The 17,266-nt window shown below is 71.9% G+C and carries 21 protein-coding genes; 10 read left to right on the forward strand and 11 right to left on the reverse strand.

Annotated elements, in window-relative coordinates; translation table 11 throughout:
• Nucleotides 1-3 precede the first annotated feature (3 nt).
• From sdhA to ACP4J0_RS03515, 3 genes are all read left to right on the forward strand, one after another.
• A complete protein-coding gene (sdhA, locus tag ACP4J0_RS03505) occupies nucleotides 4-1,758 on the forward strand; it encodes a succinate dehydrogenase flavoprotein subunit (protein WP_426597117.1) in 1,755 nt (584 codons plus the stop codon).
• Nucleotides 1,758-2,531: a succinate dehydrogenase iron-sulfur subunit gene (locus tag ACP4J0_RS03510; protein ID WP_029394386.1), complete on the forward strand. Its 774-nt coding sequence runs from the start codon at nucleotides 1,758-1,760 to the stop codon at nucleotides 2,529-2,531. The genes sdhA and ACP4J0_RS03510 overlap by 1 nt, the downstream gene beginning before the upstream one ends.
• 165 nt (nucleotides 2,532-2,696) lie before the next feature.
• Nucleotides 2,697-3,317: a Uma2 family endonuclease gene (locus ACP4J0_RS03515; RefSeq protein WP_426597118.1), complete on the forward strand. Its 621-nt coding sequence runs from the start codon at nucleotides 2,697-2,699 to the stop codon at nucleotides 3,315-3,317.
• Between the two features lie 136 nt (nucleotides 3,318-3,453).
• On the opposite strand, the gene ACP4J0_RS03520 is transcribed toward ACP4J0_RS03515, so the two are convergent.
• The 3 genes from ACP4J0_RS03520 to ACP4J0_RS03530 form a co-directional block, all read right to left on the reverse strand.
• The gene (locus tag ACP4J0_RS03520; RefSeq protein WP_426597119.1) at nucleotides 3,454-3,720 is read right to left on the reverse strand and encodes a TM2 domain-containing protein; all 267 of its coding nucleotides are present in this window, start codon (nucleotides 3,718-3,720) and stop codon (nucleotides 3,454-3,456) included.
• 258 nt (nucleotides 3,721-3,978) lie between these two features.
• Nucleotides 3,979-4,398, reverse strand: a complete 420-nt coding sequence (locus tag ACP4J0_RS03525; protein WP_426597120.1) for a DUF2752 domain-containing protein — start codon at nucleotides 4,396-4,398, stop codon at nucleotides 3,979-3,981.
• Complete coding sequence (locus ACP4J0_RS03530; protein WP_426597121.1) at nucleotides 4,391-4,852, reverse strand: TM2 domain-containing protein; 462 nt, start codon at nucleotides 4,850-4,852, stop codon at nucleotides 4,391-4,393. Before ACP4J0_RS03530 ends, ACP4J0_RS03525 begins: the two co-directional genes overlap by 8 nt.
• Nucleotides 4,853-5,020: 168 nt before the next feature.
• Here ACP4J0_RS03530 and ACP4J0_RS03535 point away from each other — a divergent pair, with 168 nt between their 5' ends.
• From ACP4J0_RS03535 to ACP4J0_RS03550, 4 genes are all read left to right on the forward strand, one after another.
• A complete protein-coding gene (locus ACP4J0_RS03535; RefSeq protein ID WP_426597122.1) occupies nucleotides 5,021-5,431 on the forward strand; it encodes a VOC family protein in 411 nt (136 codons plus the stop codon).
• Nucleotides 5,432-5,546: 115 nt separating this feature from the next.
• Complete coding sequence (locus ACP4J0_RS03540; RefSeq protein WP_426597123.1) at nucleotides 5,547-5,954, forward strand: hypothetical protein; 408 nt, start codon at nucleotides 5,547-5,549, stop codon at nucleotides 5,952-5,954.
• A gap of 4 nt (nucleotides 5,955-5,958) precedes the next feature.
• Nucleotides 5,959-6,444: a thiol-disulfide oxidoreductase DCC family protein gene (locus tag ACP4J0_RS03545; protein WP_426597124.1), complete on the forward strand. Its 486-nt coding sequence runs from the start codon at nucleotides 5,959-5,961 to the stop codon at nucleotides 6,442-6,444.
• A gap of 11 nt (nucleotides 6,445-6,455) precedes the next feature.
• Nucleotides 6,456-7,259 carry a TetR/AcrR family transcriptional regulator gene (locus ACP4J0_RS03550; protein WP_426597125.1) on the forward strand — a complete coding sequence of 268 codons (804 nt, stop codon included), beginning with the start codon at nucleotides 6,456-6,458 and terminating at the stop codon, nucleotides 7,257-7,259.
• On the opposite strand, the gene ACP4J0_RS03555 is transcribed toward ACP4J0_RS03550, so the two are convergent.
• Nucleotides 7,256-8,590, reverse strand: a complete 1,335-nt coding sequence (locus ACP4J0_RS03555; protein WP_426597126.1) for a metallophosphoesterase — start codon at nucleotides 8,588-8,590, stop codon at nucleotides 7,256-7,258. The two genes, ACP4J0_RS03550 and ACP4J0_RS03555, sit on opposite strands and share 4 nt — an antisense overlap.
• 36 nt (nucleotides 8,591-8,626) lie before the next feature.
• On the reverse strand, nucleotides 8,627-8,866 hold the full coding sequence (locus ACP4J0_RS03560) for an SCO4848 family membrane protein (protein WP_426597127.1): 240 nt from the start codon (nucleotides 8,864-8,866) through the stop codon (nucleotides 8,627-8,629).
• 91 nt (nucleotides 8,867-8,957) lie between these two features.
• Here ACP4J0_RS03560 and ACP4J0_RS03565 point away from each other — a divergent pair, with 91 nt between their 5' ends.
• The gene (locus ACP4J0_RS03565) at nucleotides 8,958-10,262 is read left to right on the forward strand and encodes a D-alanyl-D-alanine carboxypeptidase family protein (RefSeq protein WP_426597128.1); all 1,305 of its coding nucleotides are present in this window, start codon (nucleotides 8,958-8,960) and stop codon (nucleotides 10,260-10,262) included.
• Here ACP4J0_RS03565 and ACP4J0_RS03570 read toward each other — a convergent pair.
• From ACP4J0_RS03570 to ACP4J0_RS03585, 4 genes are read right to left on the reverse strand one after another with little or no spacing between them, the layout of a single operon-like run.
• The gene (locus tag ACP4J0_RS03570) at nucleotides 10,210-11,139 is read right to left on the reverse strand and encodes a YihY/virulence factor BrkB family protein (RefSeq protein ID WP_426597129.1); all 930 of its coding nucleotides are present in this window, start codon (nucleotides 11,137-11,139) and stop codon (nucleotides 10,210-10,212) included. The two genes, ACP4J0_RS03565 and ACP4J0_RS03570, sit on opposite strands and share 53 nt — an antisense overlap.
• The gene (locus ACP4J0_RS03575) at nucleotides 11,127-11,612 is read right to left on the reverse strand and encodes a GtrA family protein (protein ID WP_426597130.1); all 486 of its coding nucleotides are present in this window, start codon (nucleotides 11,610-11,612) and stop codon (nucleotides 11,127-11,129) included. Before ACP4J0_RS03575 ends, ACP4J0_RS03570 begins: the two co-directional genes overlap by 13 nt.
• Nucleotides 11,606-12,556: a decaprenyl-phosphate phosphoribosyltransferase gene (locus ACP4J0_RS03580; protein ID WP_426597131.1), complete on the reverse strand. Its 951-nt coding sequence runs from the start codon at nucleotides 12,554-12,556 to the stop codon at nucleotides 11,606-11,608. Before ACP4J0_RS03580 ends, ACP4J0_RS03575 begins: the two co-directional genes overlap by 7 nt.
• On the reverse strand, nucleotides 12,549-13,058 hold the full coding sequence (locus tag ACP4J0_RS03585; RefSeq protein ID WP_426597132.1) for a phosphatase PAP2 family protein: 510 nt from the start codon (nucleotides 13,056-13,058) through the stop codon (nucleotides 12,549-12,551). The genes ACP4J0_RS03580 and ACP4J0_RS03585 overlap by 8 nt, the downstream gene beginning before the upstream one ends.
• A 133-nt stretch (nucleotides 13,059-13,191) precedes the next feature.
• On the opposite strand from ACP4J0_RS03585, the gene ACP4J0_RS03590 reads away from it, so the two are divergent.
• On the forward strand, nucleotides 13,192-14,616 hold the full coding sequence (locus ACP4J0_RS03590; protein WP_426597133.1) for an FAD-binding protein: 1,425 nt from the start codon (nucleotides 13,192-13,194) through the stop codon (nucleotides 14,614-14,616).
• 60 nt (nucleotides 14,617-14,676) lie between these two features.
• Nucleotides 14,677-15,432, forward strand: a complete 756-nt coding sequence (locus ACP4J0_RS03595) for a decaprenylphospho-beta-D-erythro-pentofuranosid-2-ulose 2-reductase (RefSeq protein ID WP_426597134.1) — start codon at nucleotides 14,677-14,679, stop codon at nucleotides 15,430-15,432.
• A 15-nt stretch (nucleotides 15,433-15,447) separates the two neighbouring features.
• Here the strand turns inward: ACP4J0_RS03595 and ACP4J0_RS03600 are convergent, their stop codons facing one another.
• Together ACP4J0_RS03600 and trpS are read right to left on the reverse strand one after the other, a co-directional pair.
• On the reverse strand, nucleotides 15,448-16,026 hold the full coding sequence (locus tag ACP4J0_RS03600) for a 2'-5' RNA ligase family protein (protein ID WP_426597135.1): 579 nt from the start codon (nucleotides 16,024-16,026) through the stop codon (nucleotides 15,448-15,450).
• Nucleotides 16,027-16,203: 177 nt separating this feature from the next.
• Entirely contained in the window at nucleotides 16,204-17,217 is a 1,014-nt protein-coding gene (gene trpS / locus ACP4J0_RS03605; protein ID WP_426597136.1) for a tryptophan--tRNA ligase, read from the reverse strand.
• Nucleotides 17,218-17,266: the final 49 nt, after the last annotated feature.

Raw genomic sequence — 17,266 nt, forward strand, 5'->3', positions numbered from 1 at the left:
ATCATGAAGGTACACAAGTACGACACCGTCATCGTCGGCGCCGGTGGCGCCGGCATGCGCGCGGCCATCGAGTCGACGAAGCGCAGCCGCACCGCCGTCCTGACGAAGCTCTACCCCACCCGCTCCCACACGGGCGCGGCGCAGGGCGGCATGGCCGCCGCGCTCGCCAACGTGGAGGAGGACAACTGGGAGTGGCACACCTTCGACACGGTCAAGGGCGGTGACTACCTGGTCGACCAGGACGCCGCCGAGATCCTGGCGAAGGAGGCCATCGACTCGGTCCTCGACCTGGAGAAGATGGGCCTGCCGTTCAACCGGACGCCGAACGGCACGATCGACCAGCGCCGCTTCGGCGGTCACAGCCGCAACCACGGCGAGGCCCCGGTCCGCCGCTCCTGCTACGCGGCCGACCGCACCGGTCACATGATCCTCCAGACGCTGTACCAGAACTGCGTCAAGGAGGGCGTGGAGTTCTTCAACGAGTTCTACGTCTTGGACCAGCTGATCACCGAGGTCGACGGCGTCAAGAAGTCCGCCGGTGTGGTGGCCTACGAGCTGGCCACCGGCGAGATCCACGTCTTCCAGGCGAAGTCCGTGATCTACGCGTCCGGCGGCACCGGCAAGTTCTTCAAGGTGACGTCCAACGCGCACACCCTGACCGGTGACGGCCAGGCGGCCGTGTACCGGCGCGGGCTGCCGCTGGAGGACATGGAGTTCTTCCAGTTCCACCCGACCGGCATCTGGCGGATGGGCATCCTGCTGACGGAGGGCGCCCGCGGTGAGGGCGGCATCCTCCGCAACAAGGACGGCGAGCGCTTCATGGAGAAGTACGCGCCGGTCATGAAGGACCTCGCGTCCCGTGACGTCGTCTCGCGCTCCATCTACACGGAGATCCGCGAGGGCCGCGGCTGCGGTCCCGAGGGCGACCACGTCTTCCTGGACCTCACCCACCTCCCGCCGGAGCAGCTGGACGCCAAGCTGCCCGACATCACGGAGTTCGCGCGGACCTACCTCGGCATCGAGCCCTACACGGACCCGATCCCGATCCAGCCCACCGCGCACTACGCCATGGGCGGCATCCCGACCAACGTCGAGGGTGAGGTCCTCGCGGACAACACCACCGTCGTCCCGGGCCTGTACGCGGCCGGCGAGGTCGCCTGCGTGTCCGTGCACGGCGCCAACCGCCTGGGCACCAACTCGCTGCTGGACATCAACGTCTTCGGCAAGCGGGCCGGCATCGCCGCGGCGGAGTACGCCCAGAAGGCGGACTTCGTCGAGCTGCCGGAGAACCCGGAGTCCCTGGTCGTCGAGCAGATCGAGCGCCTGCGCTCCTCCACCGGCACCGAGCGGGTCTCGACGCTCCGCCGCGAGCTGCAGGAGTGCATGGACGCCAACGTCATGGTGTTCCGCACCGAGCAGACGATCAAGACGGCCGTCGAGAAGATCGGCGAGCTGCGCGCCCGCTACAAGAACGTGGCGATCCAGGACAAGGGCAAGCGGTTCAACACCGACCTGCTGGAGGCCGTCGAGCTGGGCAACCTGCTCGACCTGGCCGAGGTCATGGCGGTGTCCGCGCTCGCCCGCAAGGAGTCGCGCGGCGGTCACTACCGCGAGGACTTCCCCAACCGCGACGACGTCAACTTCATGCGCCACACCATGGCGTACCGCGAGGTGGGCGACGACGGCGCCGAGTCCATCCGGCTCGACTACAAGCCGGTCGTCCAGACCCGCTACCAGCCGATGGAGCGTAAGTACTGATGGCTACCCCTGTCATGGAGAAGAGCGACAAGGCCCCCGAGCCCGGCTTCGCCGACTCCCCGTACATCACGGTCACCTTCCGCGTCCGCCGGTTCAACCCGGAGGTCTCGGCCGAGGCCACCTGGGAAGACTTCCAGCTGGAGATCGACCCGAAGGAGCGCGTCCTCGACGCGCTGCACAAGATCAAGTGGGACCTGGACGGAAGCCTCACCTTCCGCCGTTCCTGCGCGCACGGCATCTGCGGGTCGGACGCCATGCGGATCAACGGCAAGAACCGCCTCGCCTGCAAGACGCTGATCAAGGACATCAGCCCCGAGAAGCCGATCACGGTCGAGCCCATCAAGGGCCTGACGGTCCTCAAGGACCTGGTCGTCGACATGGAGCCGTTCTTCCAGGCGTACCGGGACGTGATGCCCTTCCTGATCACGAAGGACACCAACGAGCCGACGCGCGAGCGCCTGCAGTCCGCCGAGGACCGCGAGCGCTTCGACGACACGACGAAGTGCATCCTGTGCGCCGCCTGCACGTCCTCGTGCCCGGTGTTCTGGAACGACGGGCAGTACTTCGGCCCGGCGGCGATCGTCAACGCCCACCGCTTCATCTTCGACTCGCGTGACGAGGCCGGCGAGCAGCGGCTGGAGATCCTGAACGACCGCGACGGCGTCTGGCGCTGCCGCACGACCTTCAACTGCACGGACGCCTGCCCGCGCGGTATCGAGGTCACCAAGGCGATCGCCGAGGTGAAGCGGGCGCTGATCACGCGCCGCTTCTGACGTCCGCCGGCGCCTGACGCCGTACGTCCGTGAGGGCCCCGTCTCCGCTGGAGACGGGGCCCTCTGGCATATGCCACACGAGCGGGTGACGGCCGCCAAAAGCGCCTCACGGGCCTTTCCCTGCCTACGATGATGCTCTCGACACCAGCCCCTGGGAGGCACGTGATGTCCGCAGCATCCGTCGAGCGGCACCTCGGCTCGCGTCCGCTAATCACGCAGGCGAACCGCCTCATGGACCGCAATCCGGGCTACCGCGTCGAGATCATCGGAGATCAGATCCTCGTGTCCCCGCCGCCGGACGGCCCGCACGCGCGCGTCCTGACCAAGCTCATGCGCCCCTTCGTCGCAGCAGGACTGGACGACGGTCCCACCGAAGTCCTCCAGGGCGTCGGGCTCTGGCTGCCCACCGGCACCGAGGACTACGCCATCCCCGACCTCGCGGTGGTGGACGCGGACCTCGACGCCCACTTCGTCGAGTTCAACTGCTATGACCCGGTCTGCTTCCGCCTCGTCCTGGAGGTCACCTCCAGCAACTACGAGACCGACCTGCGGACCAAGGTCGCCACCTACGCCGAGGCCAAGATCCCGGTGTACGTGATCGTCAACCGCAGGCACGACCGCCTCCACGTCCTCACCGGCCCGGACGGAGGCGACTACACCACCCACCGCGTCCACTCCCCCGGCGAGCGGGTCACCCTCCCCGGCTCCCTCGGCGCCGAGGTCGCCCTGGACGTCGCCGAGGTCCTCGCCGCCGGACGGCACAGGACCGCGCCCGGCCAGGACTGACGGCCGCGGGCCCGTTCCAACGGGCGGCGGCACCACCGCGTCGATCGGTGGTGCCGCCTTGTTCTGTCTTCAGCGCCGGTCAGGGCCCTCGGCCGTACGGCCGCGGGGAGCGGTCCCAGGCCCTGTCACGTCGGGGTCAGCCGCGCAGCGGACGGCCTTCCTTGTCGGTGCGCTCGTTGCTGACCAGGAAGATGATGCCGTCGATCAGCGCCCAGAAGCCCAGGCCGCCGCAGGTCAGCAGCTGGGCGACGCCGACGCCGACGGAGCCGACGTAGAAGCGGCCGATGCCCAGGGTGCCCAGGAACAGCTGGAGGATACCCGCGACGATCTTCGACTTGTCCGAGTACGGACGGCCCTGCGGGTCGACGCCGAAGGGCGCGGCGGCATGCGGGGGAACGGTCATGGTGGTGCTCCTGGGGAGATGTGGGACGGGCCGGGACGGATCGCCCGGGGGCCAGGAAGGAGCACCGCTGATCGCACACCGACCGTGCACGGCGGCCCACGCACTGCCGTGGCCGTCCCCCCTGTGCGTGAGGAGCATAAAGAGGCTGGTGGGGCAGGTGGGAGTGGTTCTGATCGAACGTTCCCATTCCGTGATCTGTCGATCCGTCGATCGTTACCGCGGCGGCACACCGCCATGGCGCCGCGCTGCCGCGCCGGCTCAGACGAGGTTGCGGACCACCGTCCAGGCCACCGCCGCCAGCAGGATCAGCGCCTGCGCCCACGGGGCGATCCGGGGCCTCCAGGAGCGGCCGCGCAGGCCTTCCACCGTCCAGCGGCCCCACAGCGCCAGCGCGAACGGCGCGGCGAGCAGCAGGGCTCGGTTGTCCAGCCAGGCCGCGGCGAACTGACCGTGCATCAGGTCGTACGTCATGCGCGTGCCGCCGCAGGCCGGGCACAGCAGTCCGGTGACGTACCGGAACGGGCACTGGGGCAGCAGGTGGCCGGAATCGTGCGGGTCGGTGAACCACAGGTACCCGGCGCCCGCGGCGCCCGCGGCGAGCACCGCGAGGGGTGCCACCGCGGGGCGCCGCAGCAGGCGAGCCGCTCCGTCCCGTGCGGGACGGACCGCGTCAACCACGCAGGACCCGCCCCTGGGCGTCCGTCCGGTCGTTGCTGACGAGGTAGATGATGCCGTCGATCAGCGCCCAGAAGCCGAGTCCGCCGCAGGTGAGCAGCTGGGCGATGCCGACGCCGACGGAGCCGACGTAGAAGCGGCCGATGCCGAAGGTGCCGAGGAAGAGCTGGAGCACTCCGGTGATGATCTTCGACTTGTCGGAGTACGGGCGCCCGTAGGGGTCGTAGCCGTAGGGCGCATTGGGGTCGGCGGCGTAGTAGCCGGGCGCCTGCTGGTAGCCGGGCGTCTGCTGGTAGCCGGGCGTCTGCTGGTAGCCGGGCGCCTGGTAGCCACCGGGGGGCTGCTGGTAGCCGCCCTGCGGGTAGCCGTAGGGGCCTGCCTGGCCGGCCGCGCCGGGGGCCTGGTTCGGGTAGCCGTAACCCGGGGGCTGGTGCGGCTTCTGCGGCTGCTCGCTCACGGTGGTGTCACTCCTGGAAGGTACGGGAAACTGCCGGACATACTGTAGGAACAGGCGGACAAAGAGAAGTCGGGGCCCGAGAGCGGCCGTCCGCCCGGGCGGGTGACCCCTTCGCCGCCCCAGCGCGGGTCCGGCCCACTTCGCGTCGCGCGCACCTAATGTGACGTCATGTCAGATCATGAGTCGTACGAACTGCTCGGGTTCGACAACGTCCTGCTGCCCGTCGGCGACCTCGCCGAGGCCGTCGGCTTCTACGAGCGGGCCGGCTTTCCGGTCGCCTTCCGGCTCGACGAGGCCGGGATCGCCCTGCTGAAGGCCGGCGGCGAGACGCCGGGCCTCCTGCTGCGGGTGGAGGAGGAGTTCGGACGCCGGCCGCCGCCGTGGCCCTCCGCACGGGTGTGGCTGGAGGTGCCGGACGCCCGCACCGCCGCCCGGGCACTGCGCGACGCGGGGGTGGAGCCGCTCGACGAACCCTTCCCCGTCGCCACCGGCTGGACCGTGGAGTTCGCCGACCCGTGGGGCAACGTCATCGGACTCACGGACTACTCGAAGCGGCCGGAGCTGGGCCGCCGCCCCTGAACCACCGCAACCCCGAAAGCTCGGCCGCACCCCCAAAGCTCTCTTGAACGCGTTCAAAAACAGGTCTAGAGTCTGCTCCGTCAGCGTTTTGAACGCGTTCAAGAAGGGGTGGGGCATGGACCGCACCGTCATCGCCTACGTCATCTACCTGCTGGTCAGCATCGGCCTGACCGTCTGGGTGGCCCGCACGCTCAGCCGCAACGGCCGGGTCTTCCTCGCCGACGTGCTGCACGGCAACGAGAAGCTCGCCGACGCCGTCAACCACCTCCTCGTGGTCGGCTTCTACCTCGTCAACCTCGGCTTCGTCGCCCTCTACCTGAGCGGCGACGACACCATCGCCGACACCCGCCAGATCTTCGAGGCGCTCTCGACCAAACTGGGCGTGGTGCTCCTGGTGCTCGGCGTGATGCACCTGGGCAACGTGTACGTGCTCAACCGGATCCGGCGGCGGGGGATGATGGAGCGGGAACAGGTCCCGCCGGTCCCGCCGCAGGCCTGGGTGGCCCCCACGGCCGGTGCCTGAGCCGATGGCACCCGCTCCCCCGACGGCCGCAGCCCCGGTGCGCCGGCTCACCGTCCTCTACGACGCCGAGTGCTCCCTGTGCACCCACGTACGGGACTGGCTGCTGCGGCAGCCGCGGCTGGTGCCGCTCGAGCCGGTCCCGGCCGGGTCGGACGAGGCACGCCGGCGCTTTCCCGGCCTCGACCACTCGACCACCCTCGACGAGGTGACCGCCGTGGGCGACGCCGGCCAGGTCTACCGGGGCGCCGCCGCCTGGATCGTCGTCCTGTGGGCGCTGCGCGAACACCGGCCACTGGCCCACCGGCTCAGTACGCCCACCGGGGCGAGACTGGCCCGCGGTGCCGTCCTGGCCGCCGCCAAGTGGCGGGACGGGCAGCGCCAGTGGGGCGGCAAGGGGTACCGCCGGGCCGACGGGTGGGCCTACGAGCCGCGCCTCGGGTGGACGTACCTCGGGCCCGGCTGTGACGACGGCACCTGCGCCACTCGTTAGGCTCTGGTCCCGTGCCTGCGAAGAACGACGGCCCCGACGACGGAGCCACCCTCAGCAAGTCCGAACAGACCCGCGCGCTGATCCTGGAGACGGCCATGCGGCTCTTCCAGGAACGCGGTTACGACCGGACCACCATGCGGGCCATCGCCCAGGAGGCCGGGGTCTCCGTCGGCAACGCGTACTACTACTTCGCCGGCAAGGAGCACCTGATCCAGGGCTTCTACGACCGGATCGCCGCCGAACACCAGGCGGCGGTCCGGGAGGTCCTGGCCCGGGAGACCGACCTGGAGGCACGGCTGGGGGGCGTGCTGAAGGTCTGGCTGGACATCGCGACGCCGTACCACGAGTTCGCCGTGCAGTTCTTCAAGAACGCGGCCGACCCGGACAGCCCGCTCAGCCCCTTCTCCCCGGAGTCGGAGCACGCGCGCGTGGAGGCCATCAACATCCACCGGCAGGTCCTGGCGGGGGCGAAGACCAAGGTGCACGCGGAACTGCGGGACGTCCTCCCCGAGTTGATGTGGCTCTCCCAGATGGGCCTCTGCCTGTACTGGATCTTCGACCGCACGGAGGGACGCGAGCGCAGCTACCGCCTCGCGGAACGCGGCGCCCGGCTCACCGCGCGGGGCGTCGCGCTGGCCCGCTTCCGGGTGCTGCGCCCGCTGGTGCGCGAAGTGCACGAACTGTTCACGGACTTCCTGCCCGGGATGACCAAGGCGCTCCCGGACCCGGCGAAGAGGACGGCGCCCCCCGCGGACGCCCCCGCGGACACCCCCGGGGACGACGCCCCCGAGGAGGGCCCGCAGGGCAGGTCCTAGGCCTTCGGTGAGGCCAGCTCGATCACCGTGATGTCCGACTCCGCCCCCACGCGCGTGGGCGGGCCCCAGGCGCCCGCGCCGCGGCTGACGTAGAGCTGGGTGTCGCCGTAGCTCTCCAGGCCCGCCACCGTCGGGTTGGCAGCGCCCGCGATGAGGCTGCCCGGCCAGAGCTGGCCGCCGTGGGTGTGGCCGGAGAGCTGGAGGTCGACGCCGTGGTCGACGGCGTCGTGGATCTGCACCGGCTGGTGGGCGAGCAGCACACACGCGCGGGCCCGGTCCCGGTCACCGAGGGCCTTGGCGTAGTCGGGGCCCTGGCCCTCCTCCTCGCCCGCCACGTCGTTGACGCCGGCGAGGTCGAAGTGGGGCAGCTCGGTGCGGGCGTTCTCCAGCGGGAGCAGCCCGAGCCGCCGCACCTCGGCGACCCACTGCTCGGCGCCGGAGAAGTACTCGTGGTTGCCGGTGACGAAGTACGCGCCGTGCCGGGCCTTCAGCTGGGCCAGCGGCGCCGCCGCCGGGCCGAGGTCCTTCACGCTGCCGTCCACCAGGTCGCCGACCACGGCGATGAGGTCGGGCTGCGTGGAGTTGATCGTGTCGACGACCTTCTGCGCGAAGCCCCGGCCGAGCACCGGGCCGAGGTGGATGTCGCTGACCACGGCGATGCGGTAGCCGTGCGCCGCGCGCGGGAGCTTGGCCAGCGGCACGGTGACCCGCTTCACCGTCGGGCCGTTCAGCACGCCGTACGTGCCGTAGCCGACCGTCCCGACGGCCGCCGCGGCGGCGGCACCGGCGACGACCCGGGAGACGAAGAGACGGCGGGAGGGCAGGGCGAGCGGGCTCTCGGGCGTGCCGTCGGCCGGGGCGCCGGGGGCGGCCGGCGTCTCGGGTATCCCGGATGTCTCGGGTGTCTCGGGTGTCTTGGGCGGGGCCGTTCCGGCCGGTATGCGCTCCGTGTCCACGGCCGGGGACCTCAGCGGCTCCGGCTCCGGCTCGGCCACCGCCTGCCGCGCGGCCGCCCGGCGCTCCAGGAAGCGCCGCAGCAGCGGGCGGACGGCCTCGCCCACGAGCAGCGCCAGCACCAGGTAGAGGCACAGGGCCAGCCACAGGTAGCCCGGCCAGGCCACGACGCGCTCGAGCCAGAAGGGGGCCACCCGCCTGGCGACCAGCGCGCCCACGGCCAGCACCCAGCCCCCGGCGATCACCACCACGCCGATGCGGCGCACGGGGCCGGGGCCCCGGGTCGTGTCGCGGAACAAGCGCCTCCACACGTACCAGTTGGACGCCACGAGGACGCTCACCACTGCCAGCGCGACAAGCGCGTAGACGACCACCATGCCGTCGTATCCCCTCGGTTGTGGCGTCCGTGACGCCTATGACCTTCGGCGCAGTGCGCGCAGCGAGCGCAACCCGATGACCCCGACGGCCGTCCCCAATACGAAGGAGACGACGGCGAGCAGCAGGTGCACCCAGAAGTACGCCGTGGGGTCGCCGTCCTCGAACGCGAGCCCACTGCTGTCCTTGATCAGATTTTTGACGAAAGTGATCCAGATGATCCAGCTCCACACCCCGAAAGCGAGCAGGAACCAGGAGACGGGGCGGCTGAGCTTCATGCACCCAGTATCGCCGCCGGGTGTCCGGATCCGTGCCCGGGGTGGGGAGGGGGGTGGGACCGCGCCGCTCGCGGGCGGTACGTTCTCGCTCGTGCCCGCACCCAAGAAGGCCGTCAGGCGATCCCTGTCGGTCGCCTCCGCCGCCGTGACCGCTCTCGCGCTCCTCTCCCCCGCCGCGCTCGCCGCCCCGAGCCCTCCGGCGAGCCCGCCGGCCGGTCCCTCGGCCAGCCCCTCCGCCACTCCCCCCGCGTCGATGTCGGCCGTGGGCGGCGCCCGGCTCGGGAAGCCCGGGACGCAGGTGGATCTGGCCGGCGGGGCGCCCGTGCTGCCGAAGGACCTCACCGCCCGCTCGTGGATCGTGGCCGACGCCGAGTCCGGTGACGTGCTCGCCGCGCACAACGCGCACTGGCGGCTGGCCCCGGCGAGCACGCTGAAGATGCTGTTCGCCGACACGCTGCTGCCGAAGTGGCCGAAGACGGCCAAGCACACGGTCGCCCCCTCCGACCTCGCCGGTCTCGGCGCCGGCTCCAGCATGGTCGGCATCAAGGAAAAGGAGACGTACACCGTCCACGACCTGTGGCTCGGTGTCTTCCTGCGCTCCGGCAACGACGCGGTGCACGTGCTGTCCGCGATGAACGGCGGTGTCGACCAGACCGTCAAGGACATGAACGAGCACGCCGAGGAACTGCAGGCCCTCGACACGACCGTGGTCAGCCCCGACGGCTACGACGCGCCGGGACAGGTCTCCTCCGCGTACGACCTGACCCTGTTCGCCCGCTCGGGGCTGCAGAAGAAGGACTTCCGCGAGTACGCCTCGACGGTCCGCGCGAAGTTCCCGGGCGAGACGAAGAAGGACAAGAAGGGCAAGACGTCCCGCACGCCCTTCGAGATCCAGAACACCAACCGGCTGCTCGCCGGCGACTCGGACGTCTCCGTCTACCCGGGCATCGCCGGCGTGAAGAACGGATACACCACCAACGCGGGCTACACCTTCACGGGCGTCGCCGAGCAGGGCGGCAAGGTGCTGCTCGTCACGGTCATGAACCCGGCGAAGGACGAGCACAACGAGGTCTACAAGGAGACCTCCCGGCTCTTCGACTGGGGCTTCAAGGCGGCCGGCAAGGTGCGGCCGGTGGGTGAGCTGGTGCCGCCGAAGAGCGCCGCGCAGGCGAGCTCCCAGCCGGGCGCCGGCCCCTCCGGGGAGGCGGGCGGCGCCGGCGAGGGCGGGGCGGGCACGAAGCCGGTGGCGGGCGCCCCGGCCGCGGACGGCTCCGGCGGCATCGGCATCGCGGCCGGCATCACCGCCGGGCTGCTGGTCCTGCTCGCGGGCGGCGTGTTCCTGGTCAACCGGAAGTGGCCGCTGCCGGACCTGGTCCGTCGCCGGACGCGCCCGTGACGTCCCGCTCCCCCGCTTCGTCCACTTCTTCCTCCTTGCTTCCCGTCGCCGTCCAGGAGGCGCAGAACAGCACCAGCTTCGAGGTGAAGTTGATCCACAGCAGCAGGGCGACGGGGACGCCGAAGGCGCCGTACATGCTCTTCGCGGCGACGCCCTGCACGTAGCCGCTCAGCAGCAGTTTCAGCAGCTCGAAGCCGATCGCGCCGATCAGTGCGGCCCGCATCAGGCGGCGGCGCGCGGGCTGGACGCCGGGAAGCAGGGTCAGCACGTACAGCAGCAGGAGGAAGTCGGCGAGCACGGCGACGGCGAACGCGGCGACGTAGAGCAGCACACCGCCGATGCCGCCGTCGAGACCCAGCCGGCCGATGATCCAGCCGACCAGCGCCGAGGCCACGGTGGAGATGCCGACGGTGACCAGGAGCGCGCCGCCGAGACCGACGAGGACGCCCGCGTCCTTGGCCCGGTGCAGGACGGGGTTCTCCTCCTCGTCGGGCAGCTCCCAGACGGCGCGCAGGCAGCCCCGGGTGGCGTCGACCCAGCCGACGCCGGTGAACAGCAGCAGGGCGCCGGAGATGAGGCCGACGGTGCCGGCGTTGTCGATCAGGCCCTGGATGTTCAGCTGGTCGGAGATGCCGGGGATCTGCTCGGCGATCGTGTCCTGGAGCCGGCCCTGCTGGTCCTCGCTGAGCGTGGCGGCGGCGACGGCCGCGGCCAGGCTGAGCAGCGGGAAGAGCGCGACGAAGCTGGTGAAGGTCATCGCGGCGGCCAGGCGCGTCCACTTCACCCGGTCCAGCCGCTCGTACGAGCGCCACGCGTGCGTGGTCATCAGCCGTGCCGCCCACGGCCCCACCACGGGGAGCTTCTTCAGCCAGTCCATGATCCGACCCTGCCCCCGCTCGTCCCGGTCCATGATCCCGTCTCGCCACCGGTTCCGGCCCCGGTGCGGAAGACCAGTGTCCGTGTGCCCCAGAAACGCAGGATCGTGGCCAGGACCATGCCGATTCCCGCGCCGGAGACCGTGTCGGCACGCTGGGAGGTGAGGCCGAGGCCGTAGTGGCTGACGGCCAGGCACAGCAGTTGTACGGCGGCACCGGCGGCGTTCACCGCGAAGAAGACGGCGCACGGGCGCAGGCCCCGGGGGCGGGTGTGCCGGTAGGTGCCGAGCGCGTTGCCCGCGTACGCCACGGAGCAGCCGGCGACGAAGGAGAGGGTCTTCGCGGTGAGCGGGCCGAGTCCGACCGGGCCGCGCAGGCAGGTGAAGAGCCCCAGGTCGACGGCGTAGGCGAGGAGTCCCGCGGCGGCGAAGCCGATCACCTCGCGCCGTGTTCCCTTGGTGGGGCCGTCTACCAATTGGCCACCGCCAGGCCGTACATCGCCGCCCACACCACGCCGATCAGGGCGAGCGCCCGGTCGCGCAGGACGACGTCCTCGGGTTCGCCGGCGGTGCCGCGGTCGGCGAAGACGGCGTAGCGCAGGACGGCGAGGACGAAGGCGACCATGGACAGCTGGCGCCAGGGCAGCACGCTGGTGTGCGGGACGCCGCCCTCCTCCATGGCCCACAGGCAGTAGCCGAGGACGGCGACGCCGGCCGCGAGCTGCCAGACGAAGCGGAGGTAGCCGGTGGTGTACTCGGTGAGCAACGCACGCGTGGCACCGGCTTTTCCGGCCATCTGGACGGCTTCGGAGTAGCGCTTGGCGGCGACCATGAACAGCGCGCCGAAGCCCGTCGTGACGAGGAACCAGCGCGACAGGGGGATGCCGAGCGCGAGTCCGCCGATCATCGCCCGCATCAGGAAACCGGTGGTGACGACGGCGAGGTCGACGACCAGGACGTGCTTGAGGCTGACGCAGTACGCCAGTTGCATCGCGAGGTAGGCGGTCAGCAGGGCCGCGACGGGCGGCGGGCACAGCCAGGCCGCGACGACGGGCCCGAGGACGCCCAGGGCCCCGCCGACGGCGTACGCGACCGGCACCGGGACCTGCCCGGCGGCGACCGGGCGGTGCCGCTTGACCGGGTGGGCGCGGTCGGCCTCGGCGTCGCGGGCGTCGTTGACGAGGTAGACGGCGGCGGAGCAGGCGGTGAACAGGGCGAAGACCAGGGCGAGCCGGCCGAGGGCGTACCAGGAGAACAGCTCACCGGCGGCGGCCGGGGCGGCGACGACCAGGACGTTCTTGATCCACTGGCGGGGGCGTGCGGTCCTGAGCAGACCGGCCGGGACGCCCGCCCTGCGCGGCGGCGCGGGCTCCCGCTGCCGCTCCGGTGCCCGTTGCCGCAGGACGGCCGTGTCAGTCACGGGTGCCTCCGCGCATCCAGTCGGCGCCGAGCCGGGCCGTGAGCGCGCCCAGGGCCGCGCCCGCCGCCACGTCGGAGGGGTAGTGGACGCCGGTGACCAGCCGGGAGGCGCACACCGCGGCGGCGAGCGGCCAGGCGGCGTGCACGCCGAGCGCGCCGAAGACGACGGCGGCCGCCGTGGCGGAGGTGGCGTGGCAGCTGGGGAAGGAGTGCCGGCCGGCGGTGCGCACCAGGGGTACGACGTGCGTGGGGCGTGGGCGGCGCACGACGCGCTTCACGCCCATGCCGACGAGGTGTGCCCCCGCGGTGAGGGCCGTGCCGCGCAGCCAGGCCGCGCGCCGCGTGCCGTCCACGGCGGCCGAGGCGAGGCCCGCCGCGAGCCACAGTGCTCCGTGCTCCCCGGCCCAGGACAGGACGCGCGCGGCACCGGCCACGCGCGGGTCCGTGCCGCAGGCTCTGAGCGCCGTCACGATCCGGTGGTCCATGTCGTCGAGGTCGTCCATGTGGACTCACTGTTCACCCCTGCGGCACGGGAAGCCCGGCAGGATCGAGCGACATACCATTAATCACCCGTTTCAGGGACGGGCGGAATGTTTTGGAACTAATCGTTCACATAGTGGCGATACGGTCGCCGGCATGTCTGCCGACACCGTTCCCGACGCCGACTCGGGCCCCGCCACCGGGTGGGGCCCCGACGACTGGGGCCCCGACGACGACTGGGGCCCCGTCACCGGGTGGGGCCGCACCGCGCCGACCGCCGCCCGGCTGATCCGCCCCCGGACGTACGAGGAGGCCGCCGTCGCCGTCCGGGACTGCGGGGCCCGCGGGGGCATCGCCAGGGGCCTGGGACGGGCGTACGGGGACGCCGCGCAGAACGCGGGAGGTGCCGTGCTCGACATGACGGCCCTGGACCGCGTCCACGCCATCGACGCCGACGGCGGCACCGTGCTCTGCGACGCGGGGGTCTCCCTGCACCGGCTGATGGAGGTGCTGCTGCCGCTCGGCTGGTTCGTACCGGTGACGCCCGGCACCCGCTATGTGACGGTCGGCGGCGCGATCGGCGCGGACATCCACGGCAAGAACCACCACGTGTCGGGGTCCTTCGCGCGGCACGTCCTGTCGTTCGAGCTGCTCACCGCCGACGGCCGGGTCCGCACCGTGGACCGGGGCACACCGCTGTTCGACGCGACCGCCGGCGGCATGGGCCTGACCGGTGTGATCCTCACCGCGACCGTGCGGCTCCAGCCGGTCGAGACCGCGCTGATGTCGGTCGACACCGAACGCGCCACCGACCTGGACGACCTGATGGCCCGCCTGACGGCCGGCGACCACCGCTACCGCTACTCGGTCGCCTGGATCGACCTCCTCGCGCGTGGCGCGGCGACCGGCCGCGCGGTGCTCACCCGGGGCGACCACGCCCCGCTGGACGCGCTCCCGCGCGGCTCCCGGGCGCGACGGGACCCCCTGGCCTTCCGCACCTCCCGCCTCCCGGCCGCCCCCGACCTCGTCCCGGACGGGCTGCTCAGCCGGACGACGGTGGGGCTGTTCAACGAACTCTGGTACCGCAAGGCCCCCCGCAGGCGTACCGGCCGGCTCCAGCGGATCTCCACCTTCTTCCACCCCCTGGACGGCGTCCCGCACTGGAACCGGATCTACGGCCGCGGCGGCTTCGTGCAGTACCAGTTCGTCGTCGGGCACGGCCGGGAGGACGCCCTGCGCCGGATCGTGCGGCGGATCCGCGAGCACCGCTGCCCATCCTTCCTCGCCGTCCTCAAGCGCTTCGGGGACGCCGACCCGGGCTGGCTCTCCTTCCCCGTGCCCGGCTGGACCCTCGCCCTGGACATCCCGGCGGGCCTGCCGGGCCTCGGCTCCTTCCTCGATGGCCTCGACGAGGAGGTCGCCCGGGCCGGCGGCCGGGTCTACCTCGCCAAGGACTCCCGGCTGCGGCCCGAGCTGCTCGCCGCGATGTATCCGCGCCTGGACGACTTCCGCGCGCTGCGCGCGGAGCTGGACCCGCGCGGGGTGTTCGTCTCGGACCTGTCCCGGCGCCTCGGCCTCTAGGAACCCCTTCGGGCTTCCCGCCCCCTCCAGGCCCCTCCCCACAAACCTCCAGGAGCTGTCGTGAAGGACGCCTTCGGCATCCCCCAGTCCCTTCTCGTCCTCGGCGGTACGTCCGAGATCGCGCTCGCCACCGCACGCCGGCTGGTGGCCCGCCGCACCCGCACCGTGTGGCTGGCCGGCCGCCCCTCCCCCGCCCTGGACGCGGCGGCCGGGCAGCTGCGCGGCCTCGGTGCCGAGGTGCGCACCGTCGCCTTCGACGCGCTCGAGACCGGGTCCCACGAGGCGGTGCTCGGCAAGGTCTTCGCCGAGGGCGACATCGACCTGGTGCTGCTGGCCTTCGGCGTGCTGGGCGACCAGGCGCACGACGAACGCGAGCCGCTGAACGCGGTGCGGGTCGTGCAGACCAACTACACCGGCGCGGTCTCGGCCGGACTGGTGAGCGCCCGCGCGCTGCAGGCGCAGGGACACGGCTCCCTGGTGGTGCTCTCGTCCGTGGCCGGGGAGCGGGCCCGCCGCGCCAACTTCATCTACGGCTCCAGCAAGGCCGGCCTGGACGCCTTCGCGCAGGGCCTCGGCGACGCGCTGCACGGCACCGGCGTGCACGTCATGGTCGTACGCCCCGGGTTCGTGCGGTCGCGGATGACCGCCGGACTGGAGGAGGCTCCGCTGGCCACGACGCCCGAGGCGGTCGCCACGGCGATCGAGGTGGGGCTGCGGCGCCGCTCGGAGACGGTGTGGGTGCCGGGCGCGCTGCGCGTGGTGATGTCGGCGCTGCGGCACCTTCCGCGGGCGGTGTTCCGGCGGCTGCCGGTGTAGGGCCCCGGACGGGCCCTAACGGACCGGCAGGGAGCCGCTCTCCACGCGGCCCGCCTGCGGGGGCACCGTGGTGCTGCCGAAGGGGAACTCGCGGAGCTTGCGCCACACCCCGTCGGCGCCCTGCTCGTAGAGCGCGAAGCCGGTGCAGGGCCACTGGGCCTCGTAGCCGGACAGCTCCTCGAAGGCGCGGTCCATCGCCGCTTCGTCGATGCCGTGCGCCACGGTGACGTGCGGGTGGTACGGGAACTGGAGTTCGCGGGGGACCGGCCCGGAGGTGTCCCGGACGCGCTTCTGCAGCCAGGAGCAGGACGCGGCGCCCTCGACCACCTGGACGAAGACCACGGGTGACAGCGGGCGGAAGGTCCCGGTGCCGGAGAGCCGCATCGGGAAGGGCCGGCCGCGCGCCGCCACCTCCGCCAGGTGCGCCTCGACCGCGGGCAGCGCGCCGCCGTCGACCTCGGTCGGCGGCAGCAGGGTGACGTGCGTGGGGATGCCGTGAGCCGCGGCGTCGCCGAAGCCCGCGCGCAGCTGCTGGAGCTTGCTGCCGTGAGGCTCCGGGACCGCGATCGACACGCCGATCGTTACGGTCCCCACGTCGTCTCCTGTCGTCACGTGTCACTCGGTGTGTGTCGCTGTGTCGGACACCCGCGTATCGACTGTACGGCCACGACCGTGCCCGGGGCAGGCGCAACCGGAGTGATGTGCAGCGCTACGGCGGCGTGCCGGGGCGCACGAGGGGTGCCGGGGCAGTGGTCGGGGCGCTGCCGCGGGTCAGTGCCTGGCGGGCAGGAAACCCACCATGTCGTACGCCCGGGAGAGGGTCTCCGTGGCGACGGCGCGGGCCTTCTCCGCGCCCTTGGCCAGGATCGCGTCGAGCGTCTCCGGGTCGTCCAGGTACTGCTGGGTGCGCTCCCGGAAGGGGGTGACGAACTCCACGACGACCTCGGCGAGGTCCGTCTTCAGGGCGCCGTAGCCCTTGCCCTCGTACTTCTGTTCCAACTCCGGGATCGCCGCACCGGTGAGGGTGGAGTAGATCGACAGCAGGTTGCTGACCCCGGGCTTGTGCTCGCGGTCGAAGCGGATCACGGTGTCGGTGTCCGTGACGGCGCTCTTCACCTTCTTCGCCGTGGCCTTCGGCTCGTCGAGCAGGTTGATCAGGCCCTTGGGGGTGGCCGCCGACTTGCTCATCTTGGCGGTCGGGTCCTGGAGGTCGTAGATCTTCGCCGTCTCCTTGAGGATGTACGCGGAGGGAACGGTGAAGGCCTCGCCGAAGCGGCCGTTGAAGCGCTCGGCCAGGTCGCGGGTCAGCTCGATGTGCTGGCGCTGGTCCTCACCGACGGGAACCTCGTCGGCCTGGTAGAGCAGGATGTCGGCGACCTGGAGGACCGGGTAGGTGAACAGGCCGACGGAGGCGCGGTCGGCACCCTGCTTGGCGGACTTGTCCTTGAACTGGGTCATGCGGCTCGCCTCGCCGAAGCCGGTGAGGCAGTTCATGACCCAGGCGAGCTGGGCGTGCTCGGGGACGTGGCTCTGGACGAAGAGCGTGCAGCGGTCCGGGTCGAGTCCGGCGGCCAGCAGCTGGGCGGCGGCGAGCCGGGTGTTGGCGCGCAGCTCCTTCGGGTCCTGCGGGACCGTGATCGCGTGCAGGTCGACGACCATGTAGAACGCGTCGTGGGACTCCTGGAGGGCCACCCACTGGCGGACGGCGCCCAGGTAGTTGCCGAGGTGGAACGAGCCTGCGGTGGGCTGGATCCCGGAGAGCACACGAGGTCGGTCATTCGCCATGCCCGTCATTCTCTCAGGTCCCACCGGCGGCTCGTTCCCCCGGGCGGCG

The organism is Streptomyces sp. WG7, assembly GCF_049975785.1.
Classification (GTDB): Bacteria; Actinomycetota; Actinomycetes; order Streptomycetales; family Streptomycetaceae; genus Streptomyces.